The organism is Rouxiella sp. T17 (assembly GCF_036663475.1).
Classification (GTDB): domain Bacteria; phylum Pseudomonadota; class Gammaproteobacteria; order Enterobacterales; family Enterobacteriaceae; genus Rouxiella.
This window is the reverse complement of sequence record NZ_JAWUEA010000011.1, coordinates 1-25,580: the sequence shown is the minus strand read 5'-3', so window position 1 is coordinate 25,580 and position 25,580 is coordinate 1. Positions and strand designations below refer to the sequence as shown.

Sequence of the window (25,580 nt, the reverse complement as noted above, 5' to 3'; positions counted from 1 at the left end):
CTGTTTCAAGCTAACGTAGCGAGGCGTGCGATAGAAAACAAAAAGCCCGCGTCAGTTTCCTGATGCGGGCTTCTCTAAATTTGGCTCCTCTGACTGGACTCGAACCAGTGACATACGGATTAACAGTCCGCCGTTCTACCGACTGAACTACAGAGGAATCGTTTGAACGGGGCGAATAATAGCGATTGCTGCGGTGCATGTCAAAGGACAACTGCAATATTGTGTTCGACTGCTGATAGTTTGCACAAGTTGTTGAGATTTTTGCCGAATCATCGGCTTTTTCATCCGCAGTAGTCCATTAATTGTCCAATTCAGCATTGTGTACGCTCATCAATCGCCAGAGTTAATCGTTCTTGAATCTACAATATTTTACGCTAACGCAGCACAAGCGCGGATTATTCGAGCGCAGGCTTCGTCGAGACGCGCATCATCGATAGCATAAGCGATACGCAGATAGGGCGAAGCGCCGAATGCCGAGCCTTGTAGCGTCGCAACATGAGCGGAATCAAGCAGATACTCAACGAAATCGACGTCGTTGTTAATGGTTTGCCCCTTTGGCGTTCTCTTGCCGATCATGCCCGTGCAGTTGGCAAAAACATAAAACGCGCCCGGCGGCAGATCGGCATGCAGTCCGTCGATACTTTCAATGCATTGCATAATCTTTTGACGGCGCGTCGCCAGAATGCCCCGCCACTGCGCAAGGAAACTGCTGTCCTGTTCCAGCGCTGCGACGGCCGCTGCCTGAGAAATCGAGCTCGGGTTCGAGGTACTTTGCGACTGTAAAATTTGCATGGCGGAAATAAGCCAGGCAGGGCCTCCGGCGTAACCAATTCGCCAGCCGGTCATCGAATAACCCTTTGAGACGCCGTTGACGGTCAAAATGCGATCCTTAAGGCGCGGTTCAACCTCCGCGAGCGTAGCAAACAGTGCCGGTGGATGGCTGATGTGTTCATAAATATCGTCGGCCATGATGAGCACGTGAGGGCGTTGCAGCAATACCTCGGCCAGGGCGCGCAGTTCGTCGGCGCTGTAAATTGCACCCGTCGGATTGTTAGGCGAATTGAGAATCAGCCAGCGTGTTTTGGGGGTAATTGCCGCAGCAAGATCGGCAGCCTGCAGTTTCCAGCCATTTTGTTCGAGGCAAGGAACGAGGCGGAATTCGCCGTCGGCAAGCGATACCATATCAGGATAGGAAACCCAATACGGTGCAGGAATTATCACCTCGTCACCCGCTGAAACTGTTGCCATGAAGGCATTGAATATCAGCTGCTTGGCACCACTACCGGCAATGACTTCGTTGGCCTGATAAGTTAACTGATTTTCACGCGCAAACTTGTTGATGATCGCCGTTTTCAGCTGAGCCGTGCCTGCTACCGCCGTGTATTTTGTGTCACCTTGTACAATCGCATCGATGCCAGCCTGCTTGATATGAGGCGGTGTATCAAAATCCAGTTCCCCCTCGCCAAGATTGATAACATCAATTCCCGCCGCCGTTAGCGCGCGCACGCGATCGGCAATAACCGCCGTTGGCGAAGGGCGTACACGTCGCAGACGAGACGCAGTAAATTCAGCTGACATCTTTTACCCCTATATTGTTTTAAGAAAAATATTGTATTTCGAAGAGATTCGAGAAATAAGAATGAACAATTTATTGTATTATCTGTATCAATAAAACCAATTTAAACTATCATGGCTGATAAAATATTGCTCATGGTTTCTACCTGACTTATTCAGTTTTTACTCAGGTTTTACTCAGGTTTAGATCAGATGTTCTTCAGGTTTTGCTCAGGTTTTCTTCAGATATTGCTTAGGAAAATGTTATGACCTTAACTTTTGTGTCACACGATACGCCTGAACCCGCGCTTTATGGGGCGATGGCAGCGATTTTGGCCGGGCAGCAAGGTAAACCGTTAGCGCATTTGGCCGTGGACTGGAATAAGGCAGCCTATGCGGATGCCTGTCAGCACGTGACGGCTAACGGCCACTTGGTAACCAGTGGACTGCTGTGGCATGAGCGGCTAAACGGCAAATCAGCGGAAAATTTCTGGCCGCTGGAATCTCTTATAAATTCGTCCAGCAGCCAGGATTTAATCGTGCCGCTTGCACCGTCGCAGCAGGTAACCTTCAATCGTTTTGCGCAGCTCGCAAGAGATTTTTCTATTGATTATCAGGTGATTGAAATTTCAGAGTCTGCCAAAGGATTTCATTTTAATTCTGCTAAAGAGGGAGAAATCAGCAAAATTTGGAGGCGCGATCGCTATGGTCGTTTTATTACCCATCAACGTTTGGTTAATTCAACCTCTGCTCATCGTCTGAGAATTGCGCTGGTCGGCAGTTATCAGGATCAGAAAGGCAGTTATCCCGCTACGCTGGCCGCGTTGGGAGATGCCATCGATGCTATGGCGCTTAATGTCGAGGTTATCTTTCTACCGCCGCAAAGTTCGGCGCAAACTCTCGCCAATACGTTAGCGTCCGTTGACGGTGTTGTGCTGCCCGGTGGGTCCGACATGCGCAACGTCGCCGGACAAATTAGGGTGGCGCATTACTGTTTAAACCATAAAAAACCGATACTTGGCCTGTGTCTGGGAATGCAAACGATGGCCACGGCCGCCATTCAGCAAATGCTAGGTAACACACAGGCTAATTTGGCCGAGGCCGATCCGCAGGCTGCATTTAAAACGTTTGTCCCTTTAGCCGCGATGCCCGGAAATCCCGTTCATCGACTGGGTGACGACAACATGTTTCTTGCCGCCGGAACGCATTTAGCCGCCGTTTTGGGCAACAACACTCAACTGCGCTATAACCACCGTTTCCATCTGAACCCGCTTTTTAAAGACGATTTGGCCCGTAGCGGACTGATTATTTCAGGAACAGACAGGAGCGGGACAATTGCCGACGGCATTGAGCACGCAGCGCATCCTTTCTATCTTGGCGTGCAAGGTCATCCAGAATTGACCTCAAGCGTTGAGCAGCCGCATCCATTAATCAGCGCTTTTCTGCGAGCGGCAGCAGATTTGCAGTAAAAAATTGGGGTAGACAGTCATAAAAAAGCCTCTCTGTGGTGAACAGCGAGGCTATTAAGGTGACAAATTACCAGGGTTTTTATGCGAGGGTTACGCCCGTGCGCGGATCCGCCGCCAGACGCAGCAGTTCAGTCTTAACGTCTTCAATGACCAAACCTTCAAGGTCGATTAACGGCGCACGCACGTGCTGACCATCAAATCCTCGTAAATTCATTGCGGCCTTAACTAATTGAGGCTGGCCGTGACGACGCGCCAGCGCGCGATACGGATACCACAGTTGGTGCAACTCACGCGCCGTGGCGGCATCGCCTTTTTCCAAAGCGCGATAGGTGGCGAGAATCAGCTCGGGCAGCGCGCCGCTGTTGGTGGTGCTGATGCCGTCGAAACCGCACATCATCGGACCGAGGAAAGCCAGGTCCGAGGCGCAGAACAGGCGAATGCGGCCACCCAGACGGTTAGCAATTTGATCAATAGCCGTAGGATTCAAGTCGCCCTGTTTGATGCCAACGACGCCTTCTATATCTGCAAGCTGTTCAAGCACGGCAGGCGGCAGGGTAATGCCGATACCCGGCGCGTTGTAAACCAGAATGCCGGTACGTGAAAGAGGAGCCATCTTGCGGAAAAAGCTGACAATTTGCGCGTCCGTGACTTCTGAAACAAACGGCGGGGTTACCATGGGTAATCCGCCAAGTTCGCCTGCCAACGTGGTCAATTCACTTACGGCGCGCGCGTCGGAACCTGCGCTGCACAACATCACCGGCACCCGATCGCCCACTACGGCCATCACTTTACGGAACATCATCGCGCGTTCGTCGGTGGTCATGGCCGGGAATTCGCCATAAGTGCCGCCGATCAAAATTCCGTCGTAACCTAATGCGATAACGCGTTCGATGTTGCGCGCCAGCCCGTCAAAATCGAATTCGCCGCTCGCGGTAAAAGGCGTCACGGTAATGTTAAAAATGCCCTTTAGACGCGCCTGACTTTCAAAAATATCTTTCATTCTCTTGTTCCTTGCCTGATTCAATACTGACTAAAGTAATAACAGCGGACGGTCGATGGAGCCCAAAACGCGATAGCCGCTTTCCGTCACCACGATGGTTTCACTTACTCCGACCGTGAACTCGCCGTAAATCCGCAGTGCTGGTGGAATATGGAAGGTCATGCCCGGTTGCAGCTCGGTTTTAATGCCGCTATACAAGCTGAGGATCGCGCCTTCGCCCCAGTCGGGTGCGAAAGAAACGCCTATTGAATAGCCGGTACGTTTTTTGAAATTATCGGTATATCCCGCGCGGTCGATAACCTTCTGGCAGGCAAGGTGGGGCGTTTCACAGGTTGCGCCCGGTTTAATGGCATCAAGCGCTGCCTGCAAGGCTTCCTGACAAACTTTTTCCATGTCGACAGCGGCGGCAGGGGGCTTGCCCAGCCAGGCAGAGCGCATCAGCGCGGCGTGATAGCGGTCGTGCGTAGCGGCCATTTCGAGAAAAATGGGATCACCCTCGACAATGCGACGACGACGCCAGGTGCCGTGCGGTACGCCGGTGCGCGGACCCGAAGAAACCAGCGGTTCCATGCCCATATATTCAGAGCCAGCGCCAATCGCTGCGCCCATCATGGCGGCAACCAGATCATTTTCGGTCGCCCCGGCGGCAATGGCCTGACGTCCTGCTAACATTCCTGCGTCGACGTAGCGTGCAGCGTGGGCCATTTTTTCCAATTCTGCGGCGGATTTAACGGCGCGCAGCTGCTCGATAACGCCTGCTGCGTCGTGAATTGTGCCCAATTCTGTCTGTAAGGCTTCATATACCGCGATCGGCAAGAACCAGCCACGCTTGTCGATACCGATGCGTTTTTTTGTCCAGCCACGAGCTTTTAAAACGTCGAGCAGGAAATTTACCGGATTATCACCGTCGGTATAAATCGCAGCATCGCGAATAAAAGTATTTGAGATAAAGTTAAAGTATTCGAGTTGGCGGATAACAAACACCGGATCGCCTTCAACCGGCAAAACCAGCGTTTGGAAGGTGTAATAGCCCGGAGTTTGTTGTCCGGTGAGATAAAAAATATTCTCTGGACTGGTAATGATCATCAGATCCAGACCCGCGTCAGTTAATAACTGACGGGCGCGCTCAATGCGCAGCCTATATTCCGACTCGGCAAAGGCCGACTCAGCGCCTGGCACAACGCGGCCAAGGTCTGGCAATTCAATTTTATTCATCATCAACTCTCATTCTCAGATAAAAATCAGGTTTTTAAGAAGAAAAGGTTTGTATTAGCTCGGCACAATCAGGATCGAATTCGATGCCCAAGCCGGAAATGTCGCTGCTGCTAACCAGTCCCTGTTGATAATTCAAACCGGAGACAGGATCATTACTTAAGCCGTCTGCGCCATAGAGTTCGGCATGAGCCGGTTGGCAGGCGTAGGCAACGTGAAGCGCGGCCGCTGTCGCTGCTGCGCCTTCATTCATTTGACCCACCATGAAAGGAACACCGGCAGCATGGAGACGACGCGCGGCGCGGACGGTAGGCGCAATCCCGCCCATTTTCACCAACTTGAGATGCGCCCAGACTTTTCCTTTCATGGCTAGAATGCGTTCGAGATCGGCAGCCGTGCTCATGCTTTCGTCCAGCATTAACGGAATCGGGCTGGCGTCGGCGAGGGCGGGATAATAGTGCGCGTAAGTATCCGCAACAGGCTGCTCGAGATAACTTAATTCAAACTTTTGCAAGGCAAGGAGATTGCTACGCGCCTGTTCAGGATGCCATTGGCCATTGGCATCGGCCGAAAGATGCACTTCGCTGCCAAAACGACGGCGCAGGGCAGCCATGCGATCGCAATCTTCTTCCAGCGAACCAATGCCGATGCGCAGTTTAAGATGGTTAAAACCGCGTTCCATATAGGCCGTGGCCTGACTTAGCATCTGTTCCTGCGAAGACCAGAACAGCGTTTGATTCGTTGCGTAGCAGACCGGATTCGGAAAGTCGGATCCGATAAGTTTTGCCACACTACAGCCATTCTGACGGGCAATGAGGTCGTGAAACGCCATATCAAATAACATGCGCGTCGGCGCCAGTCGGTCTGCCAGCAAAGTTTCAAGCGTGAGCAGAATTTCACTGGCTGAACGTTGCAAATCCAGCTGGCGCAGGCTGTGGATCACATCACCTAACACTAACTTCGCGCTGTAACCGTTGAGGTAAGCGATATTGATTCGCACCTCGCCAATACCCACGCAGTTTTTATCTTCCAGCAGTAAATAGAGCTCATCCAGTCCGTTAATACTGCCTGACGAGGCAGTATGCAGTTGCAGATGTGGATAACGTAGGTCGGCACGAAAAAGCGAAGCTTTCACAGGCTTAGCCCTTTTTCAACAGCGTTAATGCGACGTCGCAGTAAATATCGCTGGCGGCAATAAACTCATCGACGGGGACGAATTCGTCGGGTTTATGCGCCACGGAGAGCGAACCCGGACCAATAACAATCCCTTTGGTCCCTAAACTGCGAAAATGCACTAAATCGCATCCGCCCTGAAAGCCGAAAGGACCCGGCTCTGTCTGGCCCTGCGCCCGACAGGCGTCGAGGCCCGCCAACACGATAGCCTCGTCTACTGCCGTTTCCGTTGCGCCGCCGGTGGTGGGTTTAAAGGTCACAATTTCACTGCGCACGCCAAACTTCTCTTCGGCAAGCGCCAGCAGATCGCGCAGCTCCTGTTTGACCTGTTCTTCATCTTCCCCGGGGACCATGCGACGATCCAGCAACAGTTCGCAGCTGTCGGGCAGCACGTTGTCGGCATGACCGCCTGAAATGCGTGTCACGGTCAGGCTGGCCGATCCGACCAGCGGATGGCAGCGGCAGCGCACACTCTGCTCATGCTGCTGTTCAACGAGTCCGAGCAGTTGCGCCGCGCGAAAAATCGCGTTTTCACCCAATTCCGGCGTACCAGAATGCGCGGTTACCCCGTGCACGCGGACCAGCGGACGCAGACTGCCTTTATGTGCCGAAAAAGTGGTGTTTGAGGTCGGTTCACCGATCACCGCATAATCGATTTTGGCCGGCGCTTCACGCACGTAAAACTTGGCCCCTTCGCTGGCAACCTCTTCGTCGGCGACAAAAATACCCATCAATGTGCCAGACCAGTTTTTCGCGTTGGCCACCAGCATGCGCATGGCTTCAATCATTGCCACCAGCGGGCCTTTTGCATCGCAGGCTCCACGGCCAAACAGCTTGCCGTCACGCTCGGTTAACGTGAATGGGTCCTGACTCCAGCCGCCGCCGGCGGGCACCACATCTATATGCGTGTTGAAGGCGAAACAGGGACCTTCGCCATTTTCGAAACGAGCAATCACGTTGGTGCGGCCGGGTTGATATTCACTCAGCGTAAGGTCAAAGCCCGCCGCTTCGAGCCACGCGCTTATCAGTTCGGCGGCTTCGCGTTCGCGGCCGGGCGGGTTTTCAGTATTGATCGCCACCAGCGCGGCGAGGTCACGTTTCATTCTATTTATATCTGGCGATGAGCAATTCATCGGCGTCTCCATCTGGTTTAGTTGCCCTGGTGAGGCACACGTTTCGGCAGCAATATAAAAATTTAAATACACATCAGTGCAGGATCTGGTCGAGGAAACGTTGAGCTCGCTGGCTAACTTCTCCTCCAAAAAATTGGTCGCTTGGCGCGTTCTCAATAATTTCACCGTTTTCCATAAACACGATGTGATTGGCGGCGCGGCGGGCAAAGCCCATCTCGTGCGTTACCACAATGCTGGTCATTCCTTCGGCGCTCAGGTCAGCCATCACGTCGATCACTTCACGGATCATTTCTGGATCCAATGCAGAGGTGGGCTCGTCAAACAGCATCAGGCGCGGTTTCATGGCCAGTGCGCGGGCAATAGCGACGCGTTGCTGCTGTCCGCCTGAAAGCTCGTCGGGAAAACTGTCGGCCTTGTCCGGAATGCGCACCTTGCCCAGCAATGTCAACGCCTGCGCTTCGGCTTCCGCGCGGCTCACGCCGAGCACGGTCATGGGCGCGAGCATGATGTTTTCAGCCGCGGTCAGGTGTGAAAACAGCTCATAGTTTTGAAAAACCATGCCGATTTCCTGACGCAAACGGTGCGGTTCGGTGCTCTTTTGGGTGATGTTGTTTTCCCGGAAAAATATGCTGCCGCCTTCAATCGTTTCCAGCAAATTGACGCAGCGCAGCAGGGTGGACTTGCCGGAACCCGAAGGACCAATCAGCACCACGGTTTCGCCCTCATTGACGCTGAGGCTGCAATTTTTAAGCACCTGCTGGTTACCGAAATGTTTATCGACGCCGATGATCTCCAGCAGCGGTTTTGCATTTTTCATCTGCTTTCCTCAGTGGGGCGTGCTGCTGCGCAGCAGGCGTTCTGTCATGGAGAGGGCGGGTTTCTTACGTTTTTTGGGATCCAGAGCGCGTTCGAGCCATGCCTGACCCATCATGAAAATCGTGGTTAACGCGAGGTAATAAATACCGGCAGCACAGAGCGATTCGAAATAACGGAAGCTGGCGCTGGCGGTCTGATTCGCTATCAGCAACAGTTCCTGTACGGCGATAACAGACACGAGTGCACTGGATTTCAGCATACTAATCATCTGGTTACCCATTGGAGGAAGCACGATGCGCGCTGCTTGAGGTAGCACTATCTTGCGCATGATCTGGCCTTTGGTCATGCCAAGCGCCATACCCGCCGTGCGTTGCCCGCTTCTTACGGCCTGCAAGCCTGAACGCAGGATCTCTGCCATGTACGCGCCTTCATTAAGTGAAAGTGCAAGTACGGCGCAGGTAAAAGCGGTAAAACGCAGGCCAAAACTTGGCAGTACGTTGTAAACAAAAATGATTTGAAACAGCACGGGCGTACCGCGGAATAACCATAAATAGAAGAACGCGAGGAGTGTGCCTGCCCGAAAGCGCGACTCCTGTAATAACGCCAATATTAATCCCGTCACGATGCCGAAAAACAGCGAACATACGGTAATTAATAGCGTCATCAAGGCACCCTGAAAGAATGCCGGTGATAACAAATATTGCCAGACCAAGTCAAAAGACATGAACTTTCCTCAATGTCCGAAAGCAGCACGTGCATTTAAAATGAGCAGGTGTGCGCTTTGCTGCAAAAAATACAAAATGATAATTAGAAAATCGAAACAGACGCCGGGAATTGCCATTTCTTGATTAATTGCTGATAACTTCCGTCGGCAACCATCTCTTTCAGGCCAGTTTCCAGCAGCGTTTTCATTTCGTTATCTCCTTTACGCACCGCAAAACCGATGTGCGTATCAGCTTCGAATTCCGGTCCGGTGGTCTCGAAGGTGTCACCTTTTTCACTTAACAGCGCAACAGCACCCGGCGTTGACAGAAATTCCGCGTCAGCGCGTTTTTGCGCCACGGCCACGGCAGAATCGGTTGCCGCTGGGAAGGTCAGCACGGTAATGGCCGGTTTTTTGGCATCAAGGCATTTTTGATTATCGACGCGCGCCTGGCTCTCTTCGATGCCGCCCAGCGTCACCGCAATATTCTTGCCGCACAGCGAAAGGTCGCGGCCAGTAATCTTCTCGGGATTGCCTTTTGCAACGATGACGCGGCTGCCGATTTTGAGGTACGGCACGAAATCCACCTGTTCGGCGCGAGTCGGATTGATGTACATCGCGGAGTTAATTACGTCTAGACGTTTGCCTTGCAAGGCGGGGATCAACCCCTTGAACTCCATTGACATCGGCGCAGGTTTCAGCGAAAGCTTTTGAGAAAGTGCGGTCATCAGATCGATATCAAAACCGGTTAGCGTGCCATTTTTGGTGAATTCGAAAGGCATAAAGGTCGCGGCGGTGCCGTAGGTCAATTCACCTTTGGTCACCATTGCGGGAGAAGCCGCGTGACTCAACAGCGGAAAGCTCAGGCAAAAAGTGGCCAGAGAGGCGGTGGCATATCGACGCAAAAAAGTTCTTTTCAGCATGACAGACTCCATTTTGAGGTGAGCATGATTGCTCTTTGTGTATCATTAAATACAATTAAATTTGTGAGTCAAGGCTCTTTTTTGGTGCATAAATGCACGATTTGGGGGATTTACGCACAAGCTTCACCAATGTGAAACAGTGTGATATTGTATTTTTATCGCAATAAATACTTTAGGTGCCTGCTTTTATGACACAAACAGCAACCGCCAGTGGAAGGCGCTTGGCAAACCAGATCCTCGACCTGATACGCGAAGCAAAATTTGAGCCAGGCCACCATCTTCGTGAGCAACAGCTGGCCGATATGGCGGGCGTTTCCCGTACGCCGGTTCGCGCGGCGCTCAAACTATTAAGCGAATTGGGCATTATCGAAGCACGGCGGAATCAGGGGTTTTTCCTGCTTAAAGCCTACGATCAGCTGCAACGAATCAGCATTGATGTGCCGACCAGCAGTGACCAGGAGCTGTACGAGCAATTAGTTAAAGACCGGATTGCGGGCAAACTGCCTGATTCGTTGACTCAAATCGAAATTGCTCAGCGTTATGATGCCGATCGCGGCGTGATGTCTCGCACGCTGTTGCGCCTCGCCGAAGATGGATTAATTGCGCGAAATAAAGGCCATGGGTGGTCATTTTTACCAACGCTCAACAGCGACGTGGCATTAAGCAATGGCTACGGTTTCAGGTTGATGATTGAGCCGGGCGGGCTGGTTTCTACCAGTTTCAGAGCGGACAAAAGCGCGCTAAAACGCCTGCGTTTACAGCATATTTATCTCATTAATCATCCGGATATCTTGGCAGTGGACAGTCGTCAGATCTTTGAAACCGACGCCACCTTCCATGAAATGCTCGCCGAATTCAGCGGCAATATTTTTGTTTTACAGGCGATTCAACAGCAAAACCGCCTGCGCCGCCTGCTGGAATTTGGCACTTATACCAACAAGCAGCGCGTGCGCGAGTGGTGTCAGGAGCATGTCGCCATTATCGACGCCGTGCTTGAAGAGCGGATGAGTGAGGCGGCGGAGATGATGCGCCATCACCTTCAATCGGCGTATCAAATGGTTTTAAACAAAGTCAGTAAATCAAACGACAGGGGAATGTGATGGATTTTGGTATTACGGGACGCGTGGCGCTGGTTAGCGGTGCCGGAAGTGGTTTAGGGCGCGCGATGGCGCTTTCGCTGGCCGCAGAGGGCGCAGTGGTGGCGGTCTGTGGCCGTACCGAGGCTTCGTTAATTGAAACGGCAGACATGATCAAAGCCAACGGCGGCAAGGCCAAGGCTTTTGTGATGGATTTAACCCAGCCGGAGAAATTTGACGACGTTTTAGCCGGGATCCATCAATATCTCGGCCCGATTGGCATTTTGGTCAATAATTCGGGTGGACCGCCGCCGTCGAAAGCCAGCGGTGTTGCACCCGAGACGTGGGCAAGCCAGTTTGCAACCATGGTTAGCTCGCTGATTCTGCTTACCGACAAAGTGTTGCCGGACATGCGCAGCCTCAAGTGGGGGCGCATTATTACCAGCACCTCATCCGGTGTAGTGACGCCGATTCCAAATCTTGGGATGTCCAATACTTTGCGCATGGCGCTGGTCGGCTGGTCGAAAACGCTGGCGGGCGAAGTTGCCAGCGAAGGCATTACCGTAAACGTTATCTTGCCGGGCCGTATTTCCACTAAGCGCCTCGGACAACTGGATGAAGCACGGGCAGGGCGCGAAGGTCTTTCTGTTGAACAGGTGGCAGAAAAAAGTGCCGCGACCATTCCCGTTGGGCGTTACGGCGAGCCGGAAGAGTATGGTGCCGTCGCCGCTTTCCTTGCCAGCCGTCAGGCATCTTATATGACCGGCTCGGTGATTCGCGTCGATGGCGGCATGATCCCTTCTATATAATCTGCCTCTCGCTGCCGTATTTATTTTACGGCAGCGTTGTTCATCTTAATGACTGTCAATTTTCTACCTGCCGACGTTTCACAGCTGAAAGCTATCCATAAGATTGCATTATGATGGTGCATAGACGCTGCAATTTTAGTTCGCCACCGTTTGCCGCTATTTATTTAACCTATCTTGCTCGCCATCTTTCTGCCCCTTTCCTGCAACGTATAACCTGATTTTTACTTAAAAAAGAGAGTATTACCTGATTTTTTCCTGAGGATTGCTTAATCAGGTCGGTAATTGGCCCTGATCTTGCTTCTTACAATGACAGGGTAAGACAGACTCCGACGAATGAAGTATTCGCGGAAGTTATGATAAAGATGTTTTGCTTCCTTTAGGGGCAACCCTTTTCAAGGTTATCGCTACCAGGTTCGATGGAGACAGAGATGAATCTCAGACGCTTGAAGTACTTCGTGAAAATCGTCGATATTGGCAGTCTCACGCAGGCCGCAGACGTGCTGCATATCGCCCAGCCGGCCCTGAGCCAGCAACTTGCTACGCTTGAAGGGGAATTAAAACAGCAGCTTCTAGTGCGCACTAAACGTGGCGTAACGCCCACGGAAGCGGGCAACATTTTGTATGCTCATGCGCAAACTATTTTACGCCAGTGTGAACAGGCGCACAGCGCGGTTAACTGCGCAGGTTTGGCGCTGAATGGACAGGTTTCTGTGGGCATGGCGCCCGGCACGGCGGCGTCGATGCTGGCTCTGCCGCTGCTTCAGGCAGTGCGCGAGCAGCATCCGGGTATCCTGCTCTATTTAAATGAAAATTTCGGCAGCGAATTAACCGATCAAACTGTCAATGGCCGCATGGACATGGCGGTGCTATATGGAAACAAAGCGATTCCGGGCCTCTCTTTTGTGCCCTTGATTAAAGAAGATCTCTATCTGGTCGCCACCCATTCGGTGCCAAATCCGGGCAAATATATTGAGCTCTCCGAAGTCGCCAAGCTGAATTTATTCTTGCCGCGCACCAACGACGTGCTGCGCAAACTGGTAGACGACGCGATGGCGCTGCGCCGCTTGTCGGCAAAAGTGATTGGCGAGATTGAGTCTGCCACCACGTTGACAGCGGCGATTGCCAGCGGATTAGGCGCAACGATTCTGCCCGAGTCTGCCGCGCGGGCGATTGTCGGACCGGCCAATGCCTGGATGTCTTGCATTGGCAGTCCGTCGATTCAGGCACCGTTGTCACTTTGTGTTTCCGATCACCTGCCGCTTTCCCAGCCTGCGCAAGCCGTGCAAAAAATCCTGCTGGCGCTGGTGGCGAATAACCGCGAACGCGAAGAGGTTCGTCCGTTGCTGGCGGTCAGTTAAGCGTACAAAGAAAAAATTAAGGTCGAAGTCTGTTTCAAAGAAGCCAATTAATGAGCTACCAAAACTCATTAATTGGCTTCTTTGTTTAAGAAATTATTTAATTAAGATAAGAGGGTTCGCCTATTTATTTAATTAAATTAATTGTATTTATTGTTTGGCTAAATATCTAAACCTTTAAGGATGCCAATTAATTATAACGCGTATTTTTACTGGCTGTTTTATTGATACTCGGATATTGTCTTCACGCAAACCCACACAGTCATTATGGAATGGAAGACAATATGATAGAATTTAAAGCTATTAATTACCGCGACTTAACAAATGAAACTTCAACGGAAATATATTCACTAAGAAAGAAAGTATTTAAAGACCGTTTAAACTGGCAGGTTAAATGTACGGAGGATATGGAATTTGACGAATACGATAATGAAAACACGACGTATATTATGGGGGTGTGTGAGGAAGAAGTGGCATGCAGTCTACGTTTAATTGAAACTAAATTCCCGACCATGATTATGGGAACCTTCCTCTCTTTTTTTAATAATATTACTCTTCCTACCGGTCACTTTATCGAAGCGAGTCGTTTTTTCGTAGATAAGACAAAAATTAAAGAATTAAATATCTCTAAAGAACCTGTCACTACGATGCTCTATTTAACAGTAATTAATTATGCCATAGAAAATAAGTATGAAGGTATTTATGCCATCGTCAGTCACTCGATGATGATGATTATCAAAAAGTCAGGTTGGCAAATATCGGTAGTTGAAAAAGGAATTTCCGAGAAGCGTCAGCGAGTCTATTTAATTTTCCTGCCAACAGATAAGATAAATCAGCAGATCCTTTGCGCAGAGGTGTACAGTAAAACGCTCCTGGACACAAAGGATCTTGCAGCCGTTCCGTTATGCTTCTACTCACAGGACGATAGCGTGATAAGTTTTAATTCATGAGCAATTTTTATACCCTGACGGATATTGCTAACCCCCAGCTTTTTCAGTGCATTACGTGAATGAAACTTCACGGTAGTCAATTGAATTCCGAGTAATACAGCAATTTGTTTATACGTCTTACCTACGCTGGCAAAATAAAGAACTTCACTTTCTCGTTTGGAAAATACCATGGGGTGAAGTTCTGGTTTTTCGCCAATGCTACGCATTTCTTTATAGAGCGAAAGCAGTTTATCGTGAACCTGCATAAGTAACATTTGCAGTCTTTCTTGCTGGTTTACTATCTTTTTATCTAAATCAGGATCGCTAAAATCGTAAATCATTAAAGAAAGTAAACCAAAGTTATTATTAACATCATGCACGACGAAAGTATAACCGCTGACGATGTTATAGTCTTTTGCCATGTTGAATACTTTTGGAAGTTTTAAACCTGAGGTGAGGACGATATTTTCATCCCAGGTAAAAGGCAGGATTCTACTAGCAGCCGTGATGATAACAGGGTCAGTCAGCTGATATTTGTTCTCGATATAAATTTCAGCCCAATCGCTCTTATTAGTAATAATGGTGGTGTTTGCGGGTTCTTTTTTACTGACTATGGCATAAGCATAATTTATTCCTGCGAAATCCCTCAATCTTTTATCTAGATAATCCTTGATAATATTATTGATGTTTTCATTTTTGAAAAATGATGTATTCATTATGTTTCTATCCCTGATCAAATAGGATAGGACTATAGACTATCAATAATATAAATACACTTCTTATCTATATATTGAAAATATCTTAATAAAAGGGGCAGGCAAAAATGAGAATGGGGATTTAGTATTTGAAGGCCAGCCCCTAACGTAGCGCGCTGGCTTTTTAGACCTGTATGCCACTTTCTACCGTGGTTTTGGGAAAACCTTTTTACAGCACTTTTTCTAAAAAACGGCGGGTGCGTTGGTGACGCGGACTATCCAGCACCTGCGAGGCGCTGCCGGTTTCCACCACGGCACCGTCGACCATAAATACCACCCGATCCGCAACTTGGCGTGCAAAGCCGATTTCATGCGTTACGACCACCAACGTCACGCCCGATTCGGCCAGTTTTTTGATTACGTCCAGCACTTCGCCGACTAACTCGGGGTCCAGCGCGGAGGTCGGTTCATCAAACAGCATCACCTTCGGATTCAACGCCAGCGCGCGTGCAATGGCAATTCGCTGCTGCTGTCCTCCTGAGAGATGACGCGGCCAGGCGTTGGCCTTGTCGCGCAGTCCAACGGTATCGAGCAGCTCGTAGGCGCGTTCAATCGCCTGCTTGCGCGTCAATAAGCCATGGACAATCGGCGCTTCAATGATGTTATCCAGCACCGTCATATGGGGAAACAGATTAAAGTTCTGGAACACGTAACCGCAGTTGATGCGTTGTTTCAGAATCGCTTTCTCTTTCAGCTCGTAAAGTTTGTCGCCCTTGCGACGATAACCCACGTACTCGCCGTCAATCTGGATAAAGCCTTCATCGGCGCGTTCCAGATGATTAATGGTGCGCAGTAGGGTGGATTTACCCGAGCCGGAAGGGCCAAGGATCACTGTAACCGTGCCGGGTTCGATGGTCAGGCTGACATTATTTAGCGCTTTAAACTGGCCATAGGATTTACCCAAATTGCTGATTTCGATGCGGCCCGCTTTTTGTTGAGACGGGGCAGGGCGCGTGAAAGGGTGTAGCGATGATTTCGCTGGCGGCTTCACAAAAAGATCAAAGGCTTCAGACATGGTATTTTGCTCCAGTAACCTGGTTTTTTGCCTAAATAAACAGGACGTTACACCCGTTAAGGTTTAACCGTGCGCCATTGCAGCAGGCGTTGCAGAGGAGTCAGGGCGACCTGACGCGTAGTGCCACGGGCAAAATAGCGCTCGACGTAATATTGCAGCACCGACAGCACGGTGGTGATCACCAGATACCACACCGTCGCCACCATCAGCAGCGGAATCACCTCTTGGTTGCGGTTATAGAGAATCTGCACGGTGTAAAACAGCTCGGGCATTGAAATCACATAAACGATCGCCGTGCCTTTCGCGAGACCGATCACCTCATTGAAGCCGGTCGGAATAATGGCGCGCAGCGCCTGCGGCAAAATAATGCGGAAGGTGCGGCGATAGGCCGGTAAACCCAGCGCGGCGGCGGCTTCGTGCTGACCTTGCTCAACGCCAACGATGCCACCACGAATAATTTCGGCGGTATACGCCGATTGCACCAGCGAAAGCCCGAGCACGGCGACGGTGAATTGGTCGAGCAGAACGACGGTCGGATGTTTAAAGAATTCAAGATGAGTAAACGGAATGCCGAGCGACAGGCTGTCGTACAGATACGAAAAGTTGTAGAGCACGATCAACACCAGCAGCAGCGGCAGCGAGCGAAACAGCCAAATGTAACCCCACGCCAGCGAATTCAGCAGATAAGATTTCGACAGCCGCGCCAGCGCCAGCAGCGTGCCGAAAATCACCCCGAAAAAGGTGCCCAGCAGCGTGAGCAGCAGCGTGCGATAGAGGCCGGACAGGATCGCTGGCTCAAAGAAGTATTGGCGGAAAACGTTCCATTCCCAGCGCGGATTGGTGGCGATAGATTGCACAATCGCCAGCAGGATAAACACCGCAAATGCACCGCCCAGCAGCCGCAGCGGGTAGCGCGCCGGCACGACTTTCAGCGGCGCGGAGGTAAGGGAGCGGGAAGTGAGATCACTCATAGGCCTTCTCCGTGACACTCTTGTGGCTGACTTTATGGTCAATAGCAGGGTCAATAACATCAGCGTTATCAGCAACATCAGTTAAATCAGCAACGGCAGCAACGTCGGGCTGGTGGGTCGCTAACTCTACTGCCGCCGCGACGCGGGTTAGCGGCTTGATAAAGCGTAAACGGCCGTCGTGAGGCGGCAACGCCAGCGACTCCCTGTCGGCGTTGATATCAAACTGCGGCTCATAGCTGAGAGACAGATAAAGCTGCACCGCCTCGGGCTGGCGGAAACCGGTGGTTAAATAGACGCGCGTGTAGCCATTATTTAGCGCCAGCGTTTCCAATTCCTGCACCACTTTTTGCGCCAGACCCTGACGACGCAGAGTGCTGTCGGTCCAGATGCGTTTTAACTCGGCGGTAGTTTCGTCATAACGTTTGTAAGCACCCATCGCAATGGGGCGGCCGTCGCGCAGCAGCACAATAAAATCGCCGTCGGGCTGGGCATAGGCGCTTAACGGATCTTCCTCTTTGTGCTTGGCAAAATAGTCGCCGTAGCGGGCGCTGTATTCGCCAAACAGGCCTTCAATGACCGGCACAATCAAAGCGTCGTCAGGTCGCGTGTGAATAAATTTATCCTGGCTCATGGCTTTACTCCTGCAATCAGTCGCCGAGGCCCGGCGGGTTTATTTCTGAATGATCGATTTTTTCATCGCTTTCACCCCAGCGATCCAGCACTTTCAAATAGCTGCCGCTGGCAATCGCGCTATCAATCGAGGTCTGTACGGCGTCAACCAACCCGTTGCCCTTTTTCAACGTGAAGGCAATGTTGGCAGTTTTCGGCCAGCCGCCCGGCACGATGCCGACCAGTTTGGTTTTGCCTGTCAGCTTGGCCTTATAAGCCGCCGCAACGTTAGGCCCGAAAGTGGCATCGGCACGGCCCGATTGCAGCGCCAGCGTGGCGGCAGCATCGTCAGTGACATAAACCGGCGTAAACGGCTTCAGCCCTTTCGCCTGATTCTCTTTATCCCACGCCAGCAGGACCGATTCCTGATTGGTGCCCGAGGTCAAAATGATGCGTTTTCCGGCGATGTCCGGCGCGGACTTAATCGAGGTAATGTCGCTGGTGGATTTGACATAAAAGCCGAGCGTATCTAGTCGATAAGTGGCGAAATCGTATTTCTGTTTGCGTTCTTTGGTGACGGTAATGTTATAGGCGGCGGCATCGTATTTGCCGGAGGTCACGCCGAGCGGCCAGTCTTCCCACGAGGCGGGCACCAGTTTGACTTTCAATCCGAGGCCATCGGCGACGAGACGGGCGATATCCGCCTCACTGCCAATCACGGTTTTGTTATCGCGGGCAAACAGGCCAAAAGGCGGCGAGCTGCCGAGCACGGCAACGGCGACGGTTAAATATCCCGGATTAACGAATTTAAAGTTGGCCGGAATTTTCGCGGCGGCGGCGGCGCTTTTTGGCGTATTAATCGGCGTTTCGTTAGCGACAAGGTCAATACCCGTGGTCGCCGCATTGGCGAGCGACGAAATACTCAGTAACGCGGCAACAGCCGTGGCTGTTCTAAACGTTCTTACGCGATGTGTCATTGTTATTATTTATCCTGTTTGCTAACTGATTACGCTGTTGATGGCACTATTCCCGAGCCCTAACTCGAAGTAAAACAACAAAATTAACTATCTAAATTGAGAAAGTGAAAAAGGCTGAAAATGCGTCAAAAGGAGGGCTGAGGTCTAAAGCTAAATAGAGGGATTAGTAAGGCGGTTTTTATATTTAGCGGGCATCCGGTTTTATGGAAATATCAGATAAAACCTCTCCGTATAAGGACGCTTACTATGAGCCAGTCAAAAAAGAGCCAGTCAAAAAAAAGTATTAAATTGGGCCTGATGCTGCACGGCGCGGGTGGACACATGAACTCATGGCGTCACAACAAAGCGCCGGCCGACGCCAGCGTGAACTTCCCGTATTTTCGCGATTTGGCGCTGCGTGCCGAAGCGGCCAATTTTGACTTCCTGTTTGTGGCCGACGGTTTGCACATCAATGAAAAATCACTGCCGCATTTTCTGAATCGTTTCGAGCCGATTGCGCTGCTTTCTGCGCTGGCCTCGGCGACCCATAGCATCGGCCTTGCAGGGACGATTTCCACCTCCTATAGCGATCCCTTTACCGTCGCGCGCCAGCTGGCGTCGGTGGACAATATCAGCGGCGGTCGCGCAGGCTGGAACGTGGTGACTTCGCCCTTGGCCGGTTCGGCGAAAAACTTTGGCAAGGAGCATCCTGAACACGCGCTGCGCTATCAGATTGCTGAGGAATATATCAACGTGGTGCAGGGTTTATGGGATTCGTGGGAGGACGACGCCTTCACTCGCGACCGCGAAAGCGGGGTGTTTTTCGACGCCTCCAAGCTGCATAAACTCAACCATGAGGGCCGCTTCTTCTCCGTCGCGGGTCCGCTAAATATTCAACGTTCGCCGCAGGGACAGCCGGTAATCTTCCAGGCAGGCGCGTCCGATACCGGCATCGGATTGGCCGGGAAATCTGCCGACGCGGTGTTTACCAACGCACGCACTCTCGAAGAAGCGAGGGAATATTCGGCCAAATTGCAGAGCGAAGTGGCGAAAAATCATCGTCATCCGGTCGGGATTTTCCCGGGCATCAGCCCAATCGTCGGCCGCACGGAAGAAGAAGCCGAAGCCAAATATCAGTATTTGCTGTCGCTGCTGTCGGTAGAAGACGCGCTGGCGTACCTCGGCCGCTTCTTCGATCACCATGATTTTTCACAGTATCCGATTGACGGACCTTTCCCCGACGTCGGCGATTTGGGACAAAATACCTTCCGCTCCACCACCGACCAGATTAAACGCCGCGCCAAAGAAGAGAACCTTTCGCTGCGCGACATCGCCTTCCAGACCACGCTGCCAAAAGGCGAATTCTTCGGCACGCCGGAACAGGTCGCCGACACCTTTATTCGCTGGGTCGAAGAGGGCGGCGCGAGCGGCTTTATCATCAGCGGCCCGGTATTGACCGAAGCGCTGGACGACGTCACTCGCCTTGTGTTGCCAATTCTGGCCGAGCGCGGCTACTGGCATCCGACTACCGAAGCTAAAACGTTGCGCGAACGTCTGGATATTCCGTTCAAAACCAACCGCTATTCCGCCAAGAGCAAAAGTGTCGTGAATTCAGTCGCTAACGCCGATGCCGACAATGTAGCGGCCAGCTACGGAAAATAATAAGGATAGCGACGTGCAAGGTCATTTCAATACTTCTTCCCAAGGTTATTTCAATACCTCTTCAAAAGCTGGCGCGCGTTTGCGCCAGTTAGTTTTGCCCCTTTTAATCGCCACGGCGCTGGCAGGCTGCGACAAGCCCGAAGCCGCCGCCCATGCCAGTCAACCCGCGCCCGACGCGCCGCATTCCGGCGGCAAGCTGGTGGTGGCTATCGACACCGATCCAAACTGTCTCGATCCGCAACAGGTCGGCAACAATAATTCGCTGAACATTGGCCGCCAGTTAACCGATTCGCTGACCGATCAGGACCCCGCTACCGGTAAAATCGTGCCGTGGTTAGCCACCGATTGGCAGGTCAGCGACGACAATCGCCGCTTTACTTTTACCCTGCGCGAAGGCGTGACCTTTAGCGACGGCACGGCGTTCAATGCCCAGTCGGTGAAAGACAATCTGAACGCCATTGTGGCGATGGGCGCGCGCGCCTCGCTGGCGTCGACCTATCTCAAAGGGCTGACCCAGGTTGAGACGCCCGACCCGCAGCACGTCACCATAGTCTTCGCCCAGCCGAACGCGCAGTTCTTGCAGGCCACCTCAACCATGAGCTTGGGCTTTTTCGCCGATAAAACGGTCAAGGCCACGCCCGAGGCGCGCTGTCAGGGCAATCTGGTCGGCACCGGGCCGTTTGTACTCTCAACTTTCGTTCACAATCAGAAGGTCGATATTGCCCGCCGCACGGGCTACAAGTGGCCTTCGTCGCTGGCAAAACATCAGGGTGATAGCTATCTCGATGGCATCGAATATCGCGTGATCCCAGAGTCCGGCGTGCGATTTGGCAGTCTGGTTTCGGGTCAGCTTGACCTTAACGCGGGCGTGACGCCGCAGGATGAGCCGCTGATTCTGGCTAAAAAATTGCCGATTATTGCGCGCAGCAATCCGGGGCTGGTTTACAGCCTCTATCCGAATCAGTCCAAGCCGTTGATGGGCGATAAAATCGTGCGTCAGGCGCTGAACCTGGCTATCGATCGCGCCGCGCTGCAACCGATTTTGTCGCGCTACCAGTCTCCGGCCAGCTCCGTGCTGGCGAAAACGACGCCGTTGTATCAGGACCTTGGCAGCGAATTAAAATACGATCCGCAGGCCGCCGAAACGCTGCTGCAAAACAGTGGCTGGATTACCGGACCTGACGGCGTGCGCGTAAAAGAGGGCAAGCGGCTGAGCTTTACGCTGACTTACTGGCAGTCCGCGCCGTTTATCGAGCTGGTGCAGCAGCAGTTGAAAAAGGTGGGCATCGACATGCAGCTGAATAAAGCACCGATCGGGCAGGTGATCGCGCTTCAGTCGAGCGGCGCGCAGGAGGCCGAGTTTTACAACCTGACGCGCTCCGACGCCGACGTGCTGCGCACCGTTTTCGATGCGGGTCCAAACGGCCGCAACGTCAATAAACGCGCGGTGGGTCAGGTCGATACTTACCTGCAACAGTCGAGCCAGACGCTGGATAACGTTAAACGTCAGCAGCTTATCACTGACGCGGCCAAAGGGCTGATCGCCGACGGTGACGCCGTGCCGCTGGTCGAGCTGGCGACGGTTATCGCCACGGGCAGCAACGTACACGGGTTCCGTTACGACGCCTCGTCGCGGTTCCAGCTTTACGACACCTGGCTTTCGCCAAAGTCTTAACCAAGGAGCCGCGCGATGACCGATAAAGGCTGGATTTCAGATAATCCGATCGAGATAAACGCCCGTCCGCCGCACGCACATTGGCTAAACAGAGGCGGGTTAAAGCACCGCTGGCAGCTGAAAAGGGTGCTAATGAGCGTGGCCGTGCTGTGGGCGGCCTACACGCTGACGTTTCTGATTCTCTATATTCTGCCGTCGGACCCCGTCACCATCATGCTCAATCAGGGCGAGCAGAGCACGGTGGATCTTGCGCAGGTCAACGCGCTCAAGGCGCTTTATCATCTCGACCAGCCGTTTTATGTGCAGTACGCCTGGTCGCTGTGGGACGTACTGCATTTTGATCTCGGCAAATCTATCGTCAGCGGTGACCCCGTGACGCGGCTGATTTTGCAGGCCTTGCCGCCTACATTGCTGCTGGCGTTTTGCGCGCTGTTGCTGGCGATTATTATCGGCGGCGGGCTGGCAGCGGGCGTCAGCGTAATGCCTGCGGGCCGGATGAAATCGGCGCTGCTGGCGCTGCCTTCGCTCGGCGCGGCGCTACCTACCTTTTGGCTCGGTTTGCTGCTGTTGCAGGCCTTCTCGTTTAGTCACGCCTGGTTCCCCGCGATGGGCAATCAGGGCTGGCAGTCGCTGGTTTTGCCGACCTTGACGCTGGCCGTGCCGACGGCGGCGACGCTGGCGCAGGTGATGAGCCGCTCGCTGGCCGAAGTCTGGCGCAGGCCGTTTATCGACGCGCTGCGCCTTAAAGGGGCGAGTACCGCGCACCTGCTGTGGCGCCATGTTTTACCCAACGCGGCGATTCCGCTGCTGACGCTAACCGGCATGATTTTTGGACATCTGCTGGCGGGCGCGGTCGTCACCGAAACCATTTTCTCGCGCGAAGGTCTGGGACGATTGGCGCAGGGCGCGGTCTCAACGCAGGATATTCCCGTGGTGCAGGGCGTAGTGCTGACGGCGGCGACGGTGTTCGTGGTGGTCAATTTTGTGGTCGATTTACTCTATCCGCTGCTCGATCCGCGTTTGGGCACTGTCTCATCGGGAGGGGGAAAATGAGCCTGATTTTACCTGTCGACGGCGTGCGTGCGAGGCGTCAACGTTTCGCCGTAACTCTCTGGCTAAGCCTCGGCGTTCTGCTGGTGGTGGCGCTGTGGGCAATTTTTCCCGCGATTTTTACCCATCAGGATCCGCTGATTGGTGACCCTTTGCAGGCGCTGCAACCACCTTCCACTGCACACTGGTTCGGCACCGATCACCTCGGGCGTGATATCTATTCCCGCACCGTGTTTGGCACCGCGCTGACGTTAAAAGCGACGCTGTTTTCGGTGGCGATCGCGTTGGTGATAGGCGCGACCATCGGCGTGATCGCGGGTTACGTCGGTGGACGGGTCGACCAGCTGTTTATGCGCGTGATTGACGTGTTGATGGCGATTCCGAACCTGCTGCTGGCGATGGCGATTGTTACCGTTTTAGGCTTCGGCACGCTGCACATTGCGATTGCGGTTGGACTGTCGTCGATTGCAACCTTTGCGCGGCTTTCTCGCGGCGAAGTGTTGCGAAGCAAGGTCAATCTGTTTGTCGAGGCGGCGCAGGCGGGCGGTGTGAGTCATCTGACGATTATTCGTCGCCATATTATTCCTCACGCGCTGGCTCCCGTGCTGTCGCTGGCGGCGCTTGAGCTGGGCTTCGCGCTGCTCTCCGTATCGGCGCTGAGCTTCCTTGGCTTTGGCGCACCGCCGCCGCAGCCTGAATGGGGCCTGCTGGTTTCCGAAGGCCGAAATTATATCGCCGCCGCCTGGTGGTACACCTCGTTGCCGGGCCTGATGATTGTGCTGGCGGTGCTGGCAACCAATCGCGTTGCCGGATTTATCCAAGACAGATCGGAGGAAGCATGAGCCATTCCACGAGCAACTTTATAAGCCAAACCCCTCGCGCAGCCTTGCTGTCGGTTGAACAGCTATCCATTGATTACGTTGATAAAGAGGGACAAACGCTACGCGCCGTCGACCAGCTTGACCTGCAAATTGCGCCGGGCGAAGTGCTGGCGATTGTGGGCGGCTCCGGCTCTGGGAAATCGACCACGGCGTCGGCGCTGGTTGGGCTGCTCGGCAAGCAGGCGCGGCGCGCGTCAGGCTCGATTTTTCTGGCGGGCGAAGCGCTAGAAAACGCCGGTCAACGCCGCTGGCAGCAGCTGCGCGGGCTGGAAATCGGCTTTGTGCCGCAGGATCCGGGCCAATCGCTGAACCCGATTCAAAGCATCGGCAAGCAGATGCTGGAGGCGCTGACTCTGCACGGCGTCACTAAAAAGCAGGCCGCGCTGAGGGTAGAAACGCTGCTCGCCGACGTGGGGCTGCAAGACGCGCAGCGCGTGGTAAACAGTTTTCCGCACCAGCTTTCGGGCGGGATGCGTCAGCGAGTGCTGCTGGCGATGGCGATGAGCCACCATCCGAAACTGATCATTGCCGACGAGCCGACCAGCGCGCTCGACGTCACCGTGCAGAAACAGGTGCTCGACGCGCTCGACAGCATTGTGCGCAGCAAAGGCATTGCGCTGATTCTAATTACCCACGATTTGCAGGTGGCGCTGGAACGTGCCGATCGCGTCATGGTGATGCAGCACGGCAAAGTGGTCGAAACGGGTCCGGCGGCCACGCTATTTAGTCAGCCGCGTCACGCCTACACCCGTCAGCTTTTGCAGGCGTCACCGGAATTTTTCGAGGTGCCGCGACGTCCTGCGTTGGCTTCACAATCCGTCTTGCTGCGCGCCGAAAGCCTCAGCAAACGCTTCACCTCAAGCCGTGGCGAACATTTTATCGCCGTCGACAGCGTCTCGTTTCCGGTGGTGCGCGGCGGAACCACCAGTTTGGTGGGCGAGTCAGGGTCGGGGAAATCGACCACGGTACGCATGCTGTTAGGGCTAGAATCGCCCGACGGCGGCAGGATTGAATTCGACGGCCAGGATTTTAGCGCGCCAAGTCGCGCGGAAAGGCAGGCGTTTCGCCGACGGGTGCAGGTGGTGTATCAAAATCCGTATGCCTCGTTGAATCCGAAAATGACGCTGGAGGAGATCATTACCGAGTCGCTGAAAGCCTTTAAAATTGGCAATCGTCAGAGCCAGCGCGAGCGGGCAGAGTGGTTAATGGACAGCGTCGAGCTGCCCCGACGGCTGCTGGCGCTGCGTCCGACGGCGCTTTCCGGCGGCCAGCGTCAGCGCGTAGCCATTGCGCGTGCGCTGGCCATTTCACCCGAGCTGGTGGTGCTCGACGAACCGGTTTCCGCGCTGGACGCCGCCGTGCAGTCGCAAATTCTGACGTTGCTGGACAAACTCCAGCGCGAGCTTGGCCTGAGCTACCTGTTTATCTCCCACGATTTGGCGGTGGTCAGACAGATTTCAGATTATGTGGTGGTGATGCAACAGGGCAAGGTGGTCGAACAGGCGGCGGTCGAGCAAATTTTTGAGGATCCGCAAACCGATTACACGCGTCAGCTGCTGAGTCATATTCCGGGCCGCGGCAATCGCAGCGCCACGTTAAGCGCGGTGGGATGAGTCTTTTATAAGCAAAAAACTATAAGTAAAAAGCGATAAGCATAAAGTTATAAGCAAAAAGCAAAAAGCGAGGGCAACGCTGTGAACAAGCGCGGGGAGCCACGGGGCATAAAGGTCAGGTTAAAAATGTTTTCAGGTTGTTAATTAACGAGGGTATCGCTTTATGCACTGAACCCCAGATCCTGGACACTTCCAGAATCTGAAGGGTTACCATTATGAAGCATCCAGTCTCACTGCGGCT

22 protein-coding genes, 1 tRNA gene and 1 pseudogene are annotated in these 25,580 nt (G+C 53.1%); 10 read left to right on the top strand and 14 right to left on the bottom strand.

Annotated elements, in window-relative coordinates; translation table 11 throughout:
* Nucleotides 1-81 precede the first annotated feature (81 nt).
* Together SC206_RS03355 and SC206_RS03350 are read right to left on the bottom strand one after the other, a co-directional pair.
* Nucleotides 82-157: transfer RNA gene (locus tag SC206_RS03355), tRNA-Asn, on the bottom strand.
* A 212-nt stretch (nt 158-369) separates the two neighbouring features.
* Nucleotides 370-1,578: an aminotransferase class I/II-fold pyridoxal phosphate-dependent enzyme gene (locus tag SC206_RS03350; RefSeq protein ID WP_332734163.1), complete on the bottom strand. Its 1,209-nt coding sequence runs from the start codon at nt 1,576-1,578 to the stop codon at nt 370-372.
* Nucleotides 1,579-1,820: 242 nt separating this feature from the next.
* Between SC206_RS03350 and SC206_RS03345 the strand changes: the two genes are divergently transcribed.
* Nucleotides 1,821-3,023: a glutamine amidotransferase-related protein gene (locus SC206_RS03345; RefSeq protein WP_332734161.1), complete on the top strand. Its 1,203-nt coding sequence runs from the start codon at nt 1,821-1,823 to the stop codon at nt 3,021-3,023.
* Between the two features lie 79 nt (nt 3,024-3,102).
* On the opposite strand, the gene SC206_RS03340 is transcribed toward SC206_RS03345, so the two are convergent.
* The 7 genes from SC206_RS03340 to SC206_RS03310 all read right to left on the bottom strand — a co-directional run bounded on the left by SC206_RS03340 (nt 3,103) and on the right by SC206_RS03310 (nt 9,983).
* On the bottom strand, nt 3,103-4,023 hold the full coding sequence (locus tag SC206_RS03340; RefSeq protein ID WP_332734159.1) for a dihydrodipicolinate synthase family protein: 921 nt from the start codon (nt 4,021-4,023) through the stop codon (nt 3,103-3,105).
* Between the two features lie 30 nt (nt 4,024-4,053).
* Nucleotides 4,054-5,238 carry a M24 family metallopeptidase gene (locus tag SC206_RS03335; protein WP_442976029.1) on the bottom strand — a complete coding sequence of 395 codons (1,185 nt, stop codon included), beginning with the start codon at nt 5,236-5,238 and terminating at the stop codon, nt 4,054-4,056.
* 34 nt (nt 5,239-5,272) lie between these two features.
* Nucleotides 5,273-6,370, bottom strand: a complete 1,098-nt coding sequence (locus tag SC206_RS03330; protein WP_332734157.1) for a mandelate racemase/muconate lactonizing enzyme family protein — start codon at nt 6,368-6,370, stop codon at nt 5,273-5,275.
* A gap of 4 nt (nt 6,371-6,374) precedes the next feature.
* Complete coding sequence (locus SC206_RS03325; protein WP_332734155.1) at nt 6,375-7,541, bottom strand: M20 family metallopeptidase; 1,167 nt, start codon at nt 7,539-7,541, stop codon at nt 6,375-6,377.
* Nucleotides 7,542-7,614: 73 nt separating this feature from the next.
* Nucleotides 7,615-8,358 carry an amino acid ABC transporter ATP-binding protein gene (locus SC206_RS03320; RefSeq protein WP_332734153.1) on the bottom strand — a complete coding sequence of 248 codons (744 nt, stop codon included), beginning with the start codon at nt 8,356-8,358 and terminating at the stop codon, nt 7,615-7,617.
* Nucleotides 8,359-8,367: 9 nt separating this feature from the next.
* Complete coding sequence (locus SC206_RS03315; protein WP_332734152.1) at nt 8,368-9,081, bottom strand: amino acid ABC transporter permease; 714 nt, start codon at nt 9,079-9,081, stop codon at nt 8,368-8,370.
* 83 nt (nt 9,082-9,164) lie between these two features.
* On the bottom strand, nt 9,165-9,983 hold the full coding sequence (locus SC206_RS03310; protein WP_332734150.1) for an ABC transporter substrate-binding protein: 819 nt from the start codon (nt 9,981-9,983) through the stop codon (nt 9,165-9,167).
* A 188-nt stretch (nt 9,984-10,171) separates the two neighbouring features.
* Between SC206_RS03310 and SC206_RS03305 the strand changes: the two genes are divergently transcribed.
* From SC206_RS03305 to SC206_RS03290, 4 genes are all read left to right on the top strand, one after another.
* Complete coding sequence (locus tag SC206_RS03305) at nt 10,172-11,083, top strand: GntR family transcriptional regulator (RefSeq protein WP_332734148.1); 912 nt, start codon at nt 10,172-10,174, stop codon at nt 11,081-11,083.
* Nucleotides 11,083-11,868: an SDR family oxidoreductase gene (locus SC206_RS03300; RefSeq protein WP_332734146.1), complete on the top strand. Its 786-nt coding sequence runs from the start codon at nt 11,083-11,085 to the stop codon at nt 11,866-11,868. The genes SC206_RS03305 and SC206_RS03300 overlap by 1 nt, the downstream gene beginning before the upstream one ends.
* 428 nt (nt 11,869-12,296) lie before the next feature.
* Complete coding sequence (nac, locus tag SC206_RS03295) at nt 12,297-13,226, top strand: nitrogen assimilation transcriptional regulator NAC (RefSeq protein WP_332734144.1); 930 nt, start codon at nt 12,297-12,299, stop codon at nt 13,224-13,226.
* 281 nt (nt 13,227-13,507) lie between these two features.
* On the top strand, nt 13,508-14,173 hold the full coding sequence (locus SC206_RS03290) for an acyl-homoserine-lactone synthase (protein WP_332734142.1): 666 nt from the start codon (nt 13,508-13,510) through the stop codon (nt 14,171-14,173).
* On the opposite strand, the gene SC206_RS03285 is transcribed toward SC206_RS03290, so the two are convergent.
* The 5 genes and pseudogenes from SC206_RS03285 to SC206_RS03265 all read right to left on the bottom strand — a co-directional run bounded on the left by SC206_RS03285 (nt 14,134) and on the right by SC206_RS03265 (nt 18,479).
* A complete protein-coding gene (locus tag SC206_RS03285) occupies nt 14,134-14,868 on the bottom strand; it encodes a LuxR family transcriptional regulator (protein WP_332734140.1) in 735 nt (244 codons plus the stop codon). The two genes, SC206_RS03290 and SC206_RS03285, sit on opposite strands and share 40 nt — an antisense overlap.
* A gap of 208 nt (nt 14,869-15,076) precedes the next feature.
* Nucleotides 15,077-15,922, bottom strand: a complete 846-nt coding sequence (locus tag SC206_RS03280) for an amino acid ABC transporter ATP-binding protein (RefSeq protein ID WP_332734138.1) — start codon at nt 15,920-15,922, stop codon at nt 15,077-15,079.
* Between the two features lie 56 nt (nt 15,923-15,978).
* The gene (locus SC206_RS03275) at nt 15,979-16,893 is read right to left on the bottom strand and encodes an amino acid ABC transporter permease (RefSeq protein WP_332734135.1); all 915 of its coding nucleotides are present in this window, start codon (nt 16,891-16,893) and stop codon (nt 15,979-15,981) included.
* Nucleotides 16,894-17,026: 133 nt separating this feature from the next.
* A pseudogene (locus tag SC206_RS03270) lies at nt 17,027-17,524 on the bottom strand (GNAT family N-acetyltransferase); the annotation flags it as partial.
* 16 nt (nt 17,525-17,540) lie between these two features.
* Nucleotides 17,541-18,479 (bottom strand): ABC transporter substrate-binding protein, encoded by a 939-nt coding sequence (locus tag SC206_RS03265; protein WP_332734133.1) that lies wholly within the window; start codon nt 18,477-18,479, stop codon nt 17,541-17,543.
* Between the two features lie 246 nt (nt 18,480-18,725).
* Between SC206_RS03265 and SC206_RS03260 the strand changes: the two genes are divergently transcribed.
* The 5 genes from SC206_RS03260 to SC206_RS03240 are packed head-to-tail and all read left to right on the top strand — an operon-like array spanning nt 18,726 to nt 25,339.
* Entirely contained in the window at nt 18,726-20,120 is a 1,395-nt protein-coding gene (locus tag SC206_RS03260) for an LLM class flavin-dependent oxidoreductase (RefSeq protein ID WP_332734131.1), read from the top strand.
* A gap of 13 nt (nt 20,121-20,133) precedes the next feature.
* Nucleotides 20,134-21,795: an ABC transporter substrate-binding protein gene (locus tag SC206_RS03255; RefSeq protein ID WP_332734130.1), complete on the top strand. Its 1,662-nt coding sequence runs from the start codon at nt 20,134-20,136 to the stop codon at nt 21,793-21,795.
* A gap of 15 nt (nt 21,796-21,810) precedes the next feature.
* The gene (locus SC206_RS03250; protein WP_332734128.1) at nt 21,811-22,848 is read left to right on the top strand and encodes an ABC transporter permease; all 1,038 of its coding nucleotides are present in this window, start codon (nt 21,811-21,813) and stop codon (nt 22,846-22,848) included.
* The gene (locus SC206_RS03245) at nt 22,845-23,687 is read left to right on the top strand and encodes an ABC transporter permease (protein WP_332734126.1); all 843 of its coding nucleotides are present in this window, start codon (nt 22,845-22,847) and stop codon (nt 23,685-23,687) included. The genes SC206_RS03250 and SC206_RS03245 overlap by 4 nt, the downstream gene beginning before the upstream one ends.
* On the top strand, nt 23,684-25,339 hold the full coding sequence (locus SC206_RS03240) for an ABC transporter ATP-binding protein (protein WP_332734124.1): 1,656 nt from the start codon (nt 23,684-23,686) through the stop codon (nt 25,337-25,339). Before SC206_RS03245 ends, SC206_RS03240 begins: the two co-directional genes overlap by 4 nt.
* Nucleotides 25,340-25,580 lie beyond the last annotated feature (241 nt).

Bases quoted from the DNA above. Each gene is read 5' to 3' on its own strand.
- SC206_RS03350 (WP_332734163.1), bottom strand. From the start codon at position 1,578: ATGTCAGCTGAATTTACTGCGTCTCGTCTGCGACGTGTACGCCCTTCG.
- SC206_RS03345 (WP_332734161.1), top strand. From the start codon at position 1,821: ATGACCTTAACTTTTGTGTCACACGATACGCCTGAACCCGCGCTTTAT.
- SC206_RS03340 (WP_332734159.1), bottom strand. From the start codon at position 4,023: ATGAAAGATATTTTTGAAAGTCAGGCGCGTCTAAAGGGCATTTTTAAC.
- SC206_RS03335 (WP_442976029.1), bottom strand. From the start codon at position 5,238: ATGAATAAAATTGAATTGCCAGACCTTGGCCGCGTTGTGCCAGGCGCT.
- SC206_RS03325 (WP_332734155.1), bottom strand. From the start codon at position 7,541: ATGAATTGCTCATCGCCAGATATAAATAGAATGAAACGTGACCTCGCC.
- SC206_RS03320 (WP_332734153.1), bottom strand. From the start codon at position 8,358: ATGAAAAATGCAAAACCGCTGCTGGAGATCATCGGCGTCGATAAACAT.
- SC206_RS03315 (WP_332734152.1), bottom strand. From the start codon at position 9,081: ATGTCTTTTGACTTGGTCTGGCAATATTTGTTATCACCGGCATTCTTT.
- SC206_RS03310 (WP_332734150.1), bottom strand. From the start codon at position 9,983: ATGCTGAAAAGAACTTTTTTGCGTCGATATGCCACCGCCTCTCTGGCC.
- SC206_RS03305 (WP_332734148.1), top strand. From the start codon at position 10,172: ATGACACAAACAGCAACCGCCAGTGGAAGGCGCTTGGCAAACCAGATC.
- SC206_RS03300 (WP_332734146.1), top strand. From the start codon at position 11,083: ATGGATTTTGGTATTACGGGACGCGTGGCGCTGGTTAGCGGTGCCGGA.
- nac (WP_332734144.1), top strand. From the start codon at position 12,297: ATGAATCTCAGACGCTTGAAGTACTTCGTGAAAATCGTCGATATTGGC.
- SC206_RS03290 (WP_332734142.1), top strand. From the start codon at position 13,508: ATGATAGAATTTAAAGCTATTAATTACCGCGACTTAACAAATGAAACT.
- SC206_RS03285 (WP_332734140.1), bottom strand. From the start codon at position 14,868: ATGAATACATCATTTTTCAAAAATGAAAACATCAATAATATTATCAAG.
- SC206_RS03280 (WP_332734138.1), bottom strand. From the start codon at position 15,922: ATGTCTGAAGCCTTTGATCTTTTTGTGAAGCCGCCAGCGAAATCATCG.
- SC206_RS03275 (WP_332734135.1), bottom strand. From the start codon at position 16,893: ATGAGTGATCTCACTTCCCGCTCCCTTACCTCCGCGCCGCTGAAAGTC.
- SC206_RS03265 (WP_332734133.1), bottom strand. From the start codon at position 18,479: ATGACACATCGCGTAAGAACGTTTAGAACAGCCACGGCTGTTGCCGCG.
- SC206_RS03260 (WP_332734131.1), top strand. From the start codon at position 18,726: ATGAGCCAGTCAAAAAAGAGCCAGTCAAAAAAAAGTATTAAATTGGGC.
- SC206_RS03250 (WP_332734128.1), top strand. From the start codon at position 21,811: ATGACCGATAAAGGCTGGATTTCAGATAATCCGATCGAGATAAACGCC.
- SC206_RS03245 (WP_332734126.1), top strand. From the start codon at position 22,845: ATGAGCCTGATTTTACCTGTCGACGGCGTGCGTGCGAGGCGTCAACGT.
- SC206_RS03240 (WP_332734124.1), top strand. From the start codon at position 23,684: ATGAGCCATTCCACGAGCAACTTTATAAGCCAAACCCCTCGCGCAGCC.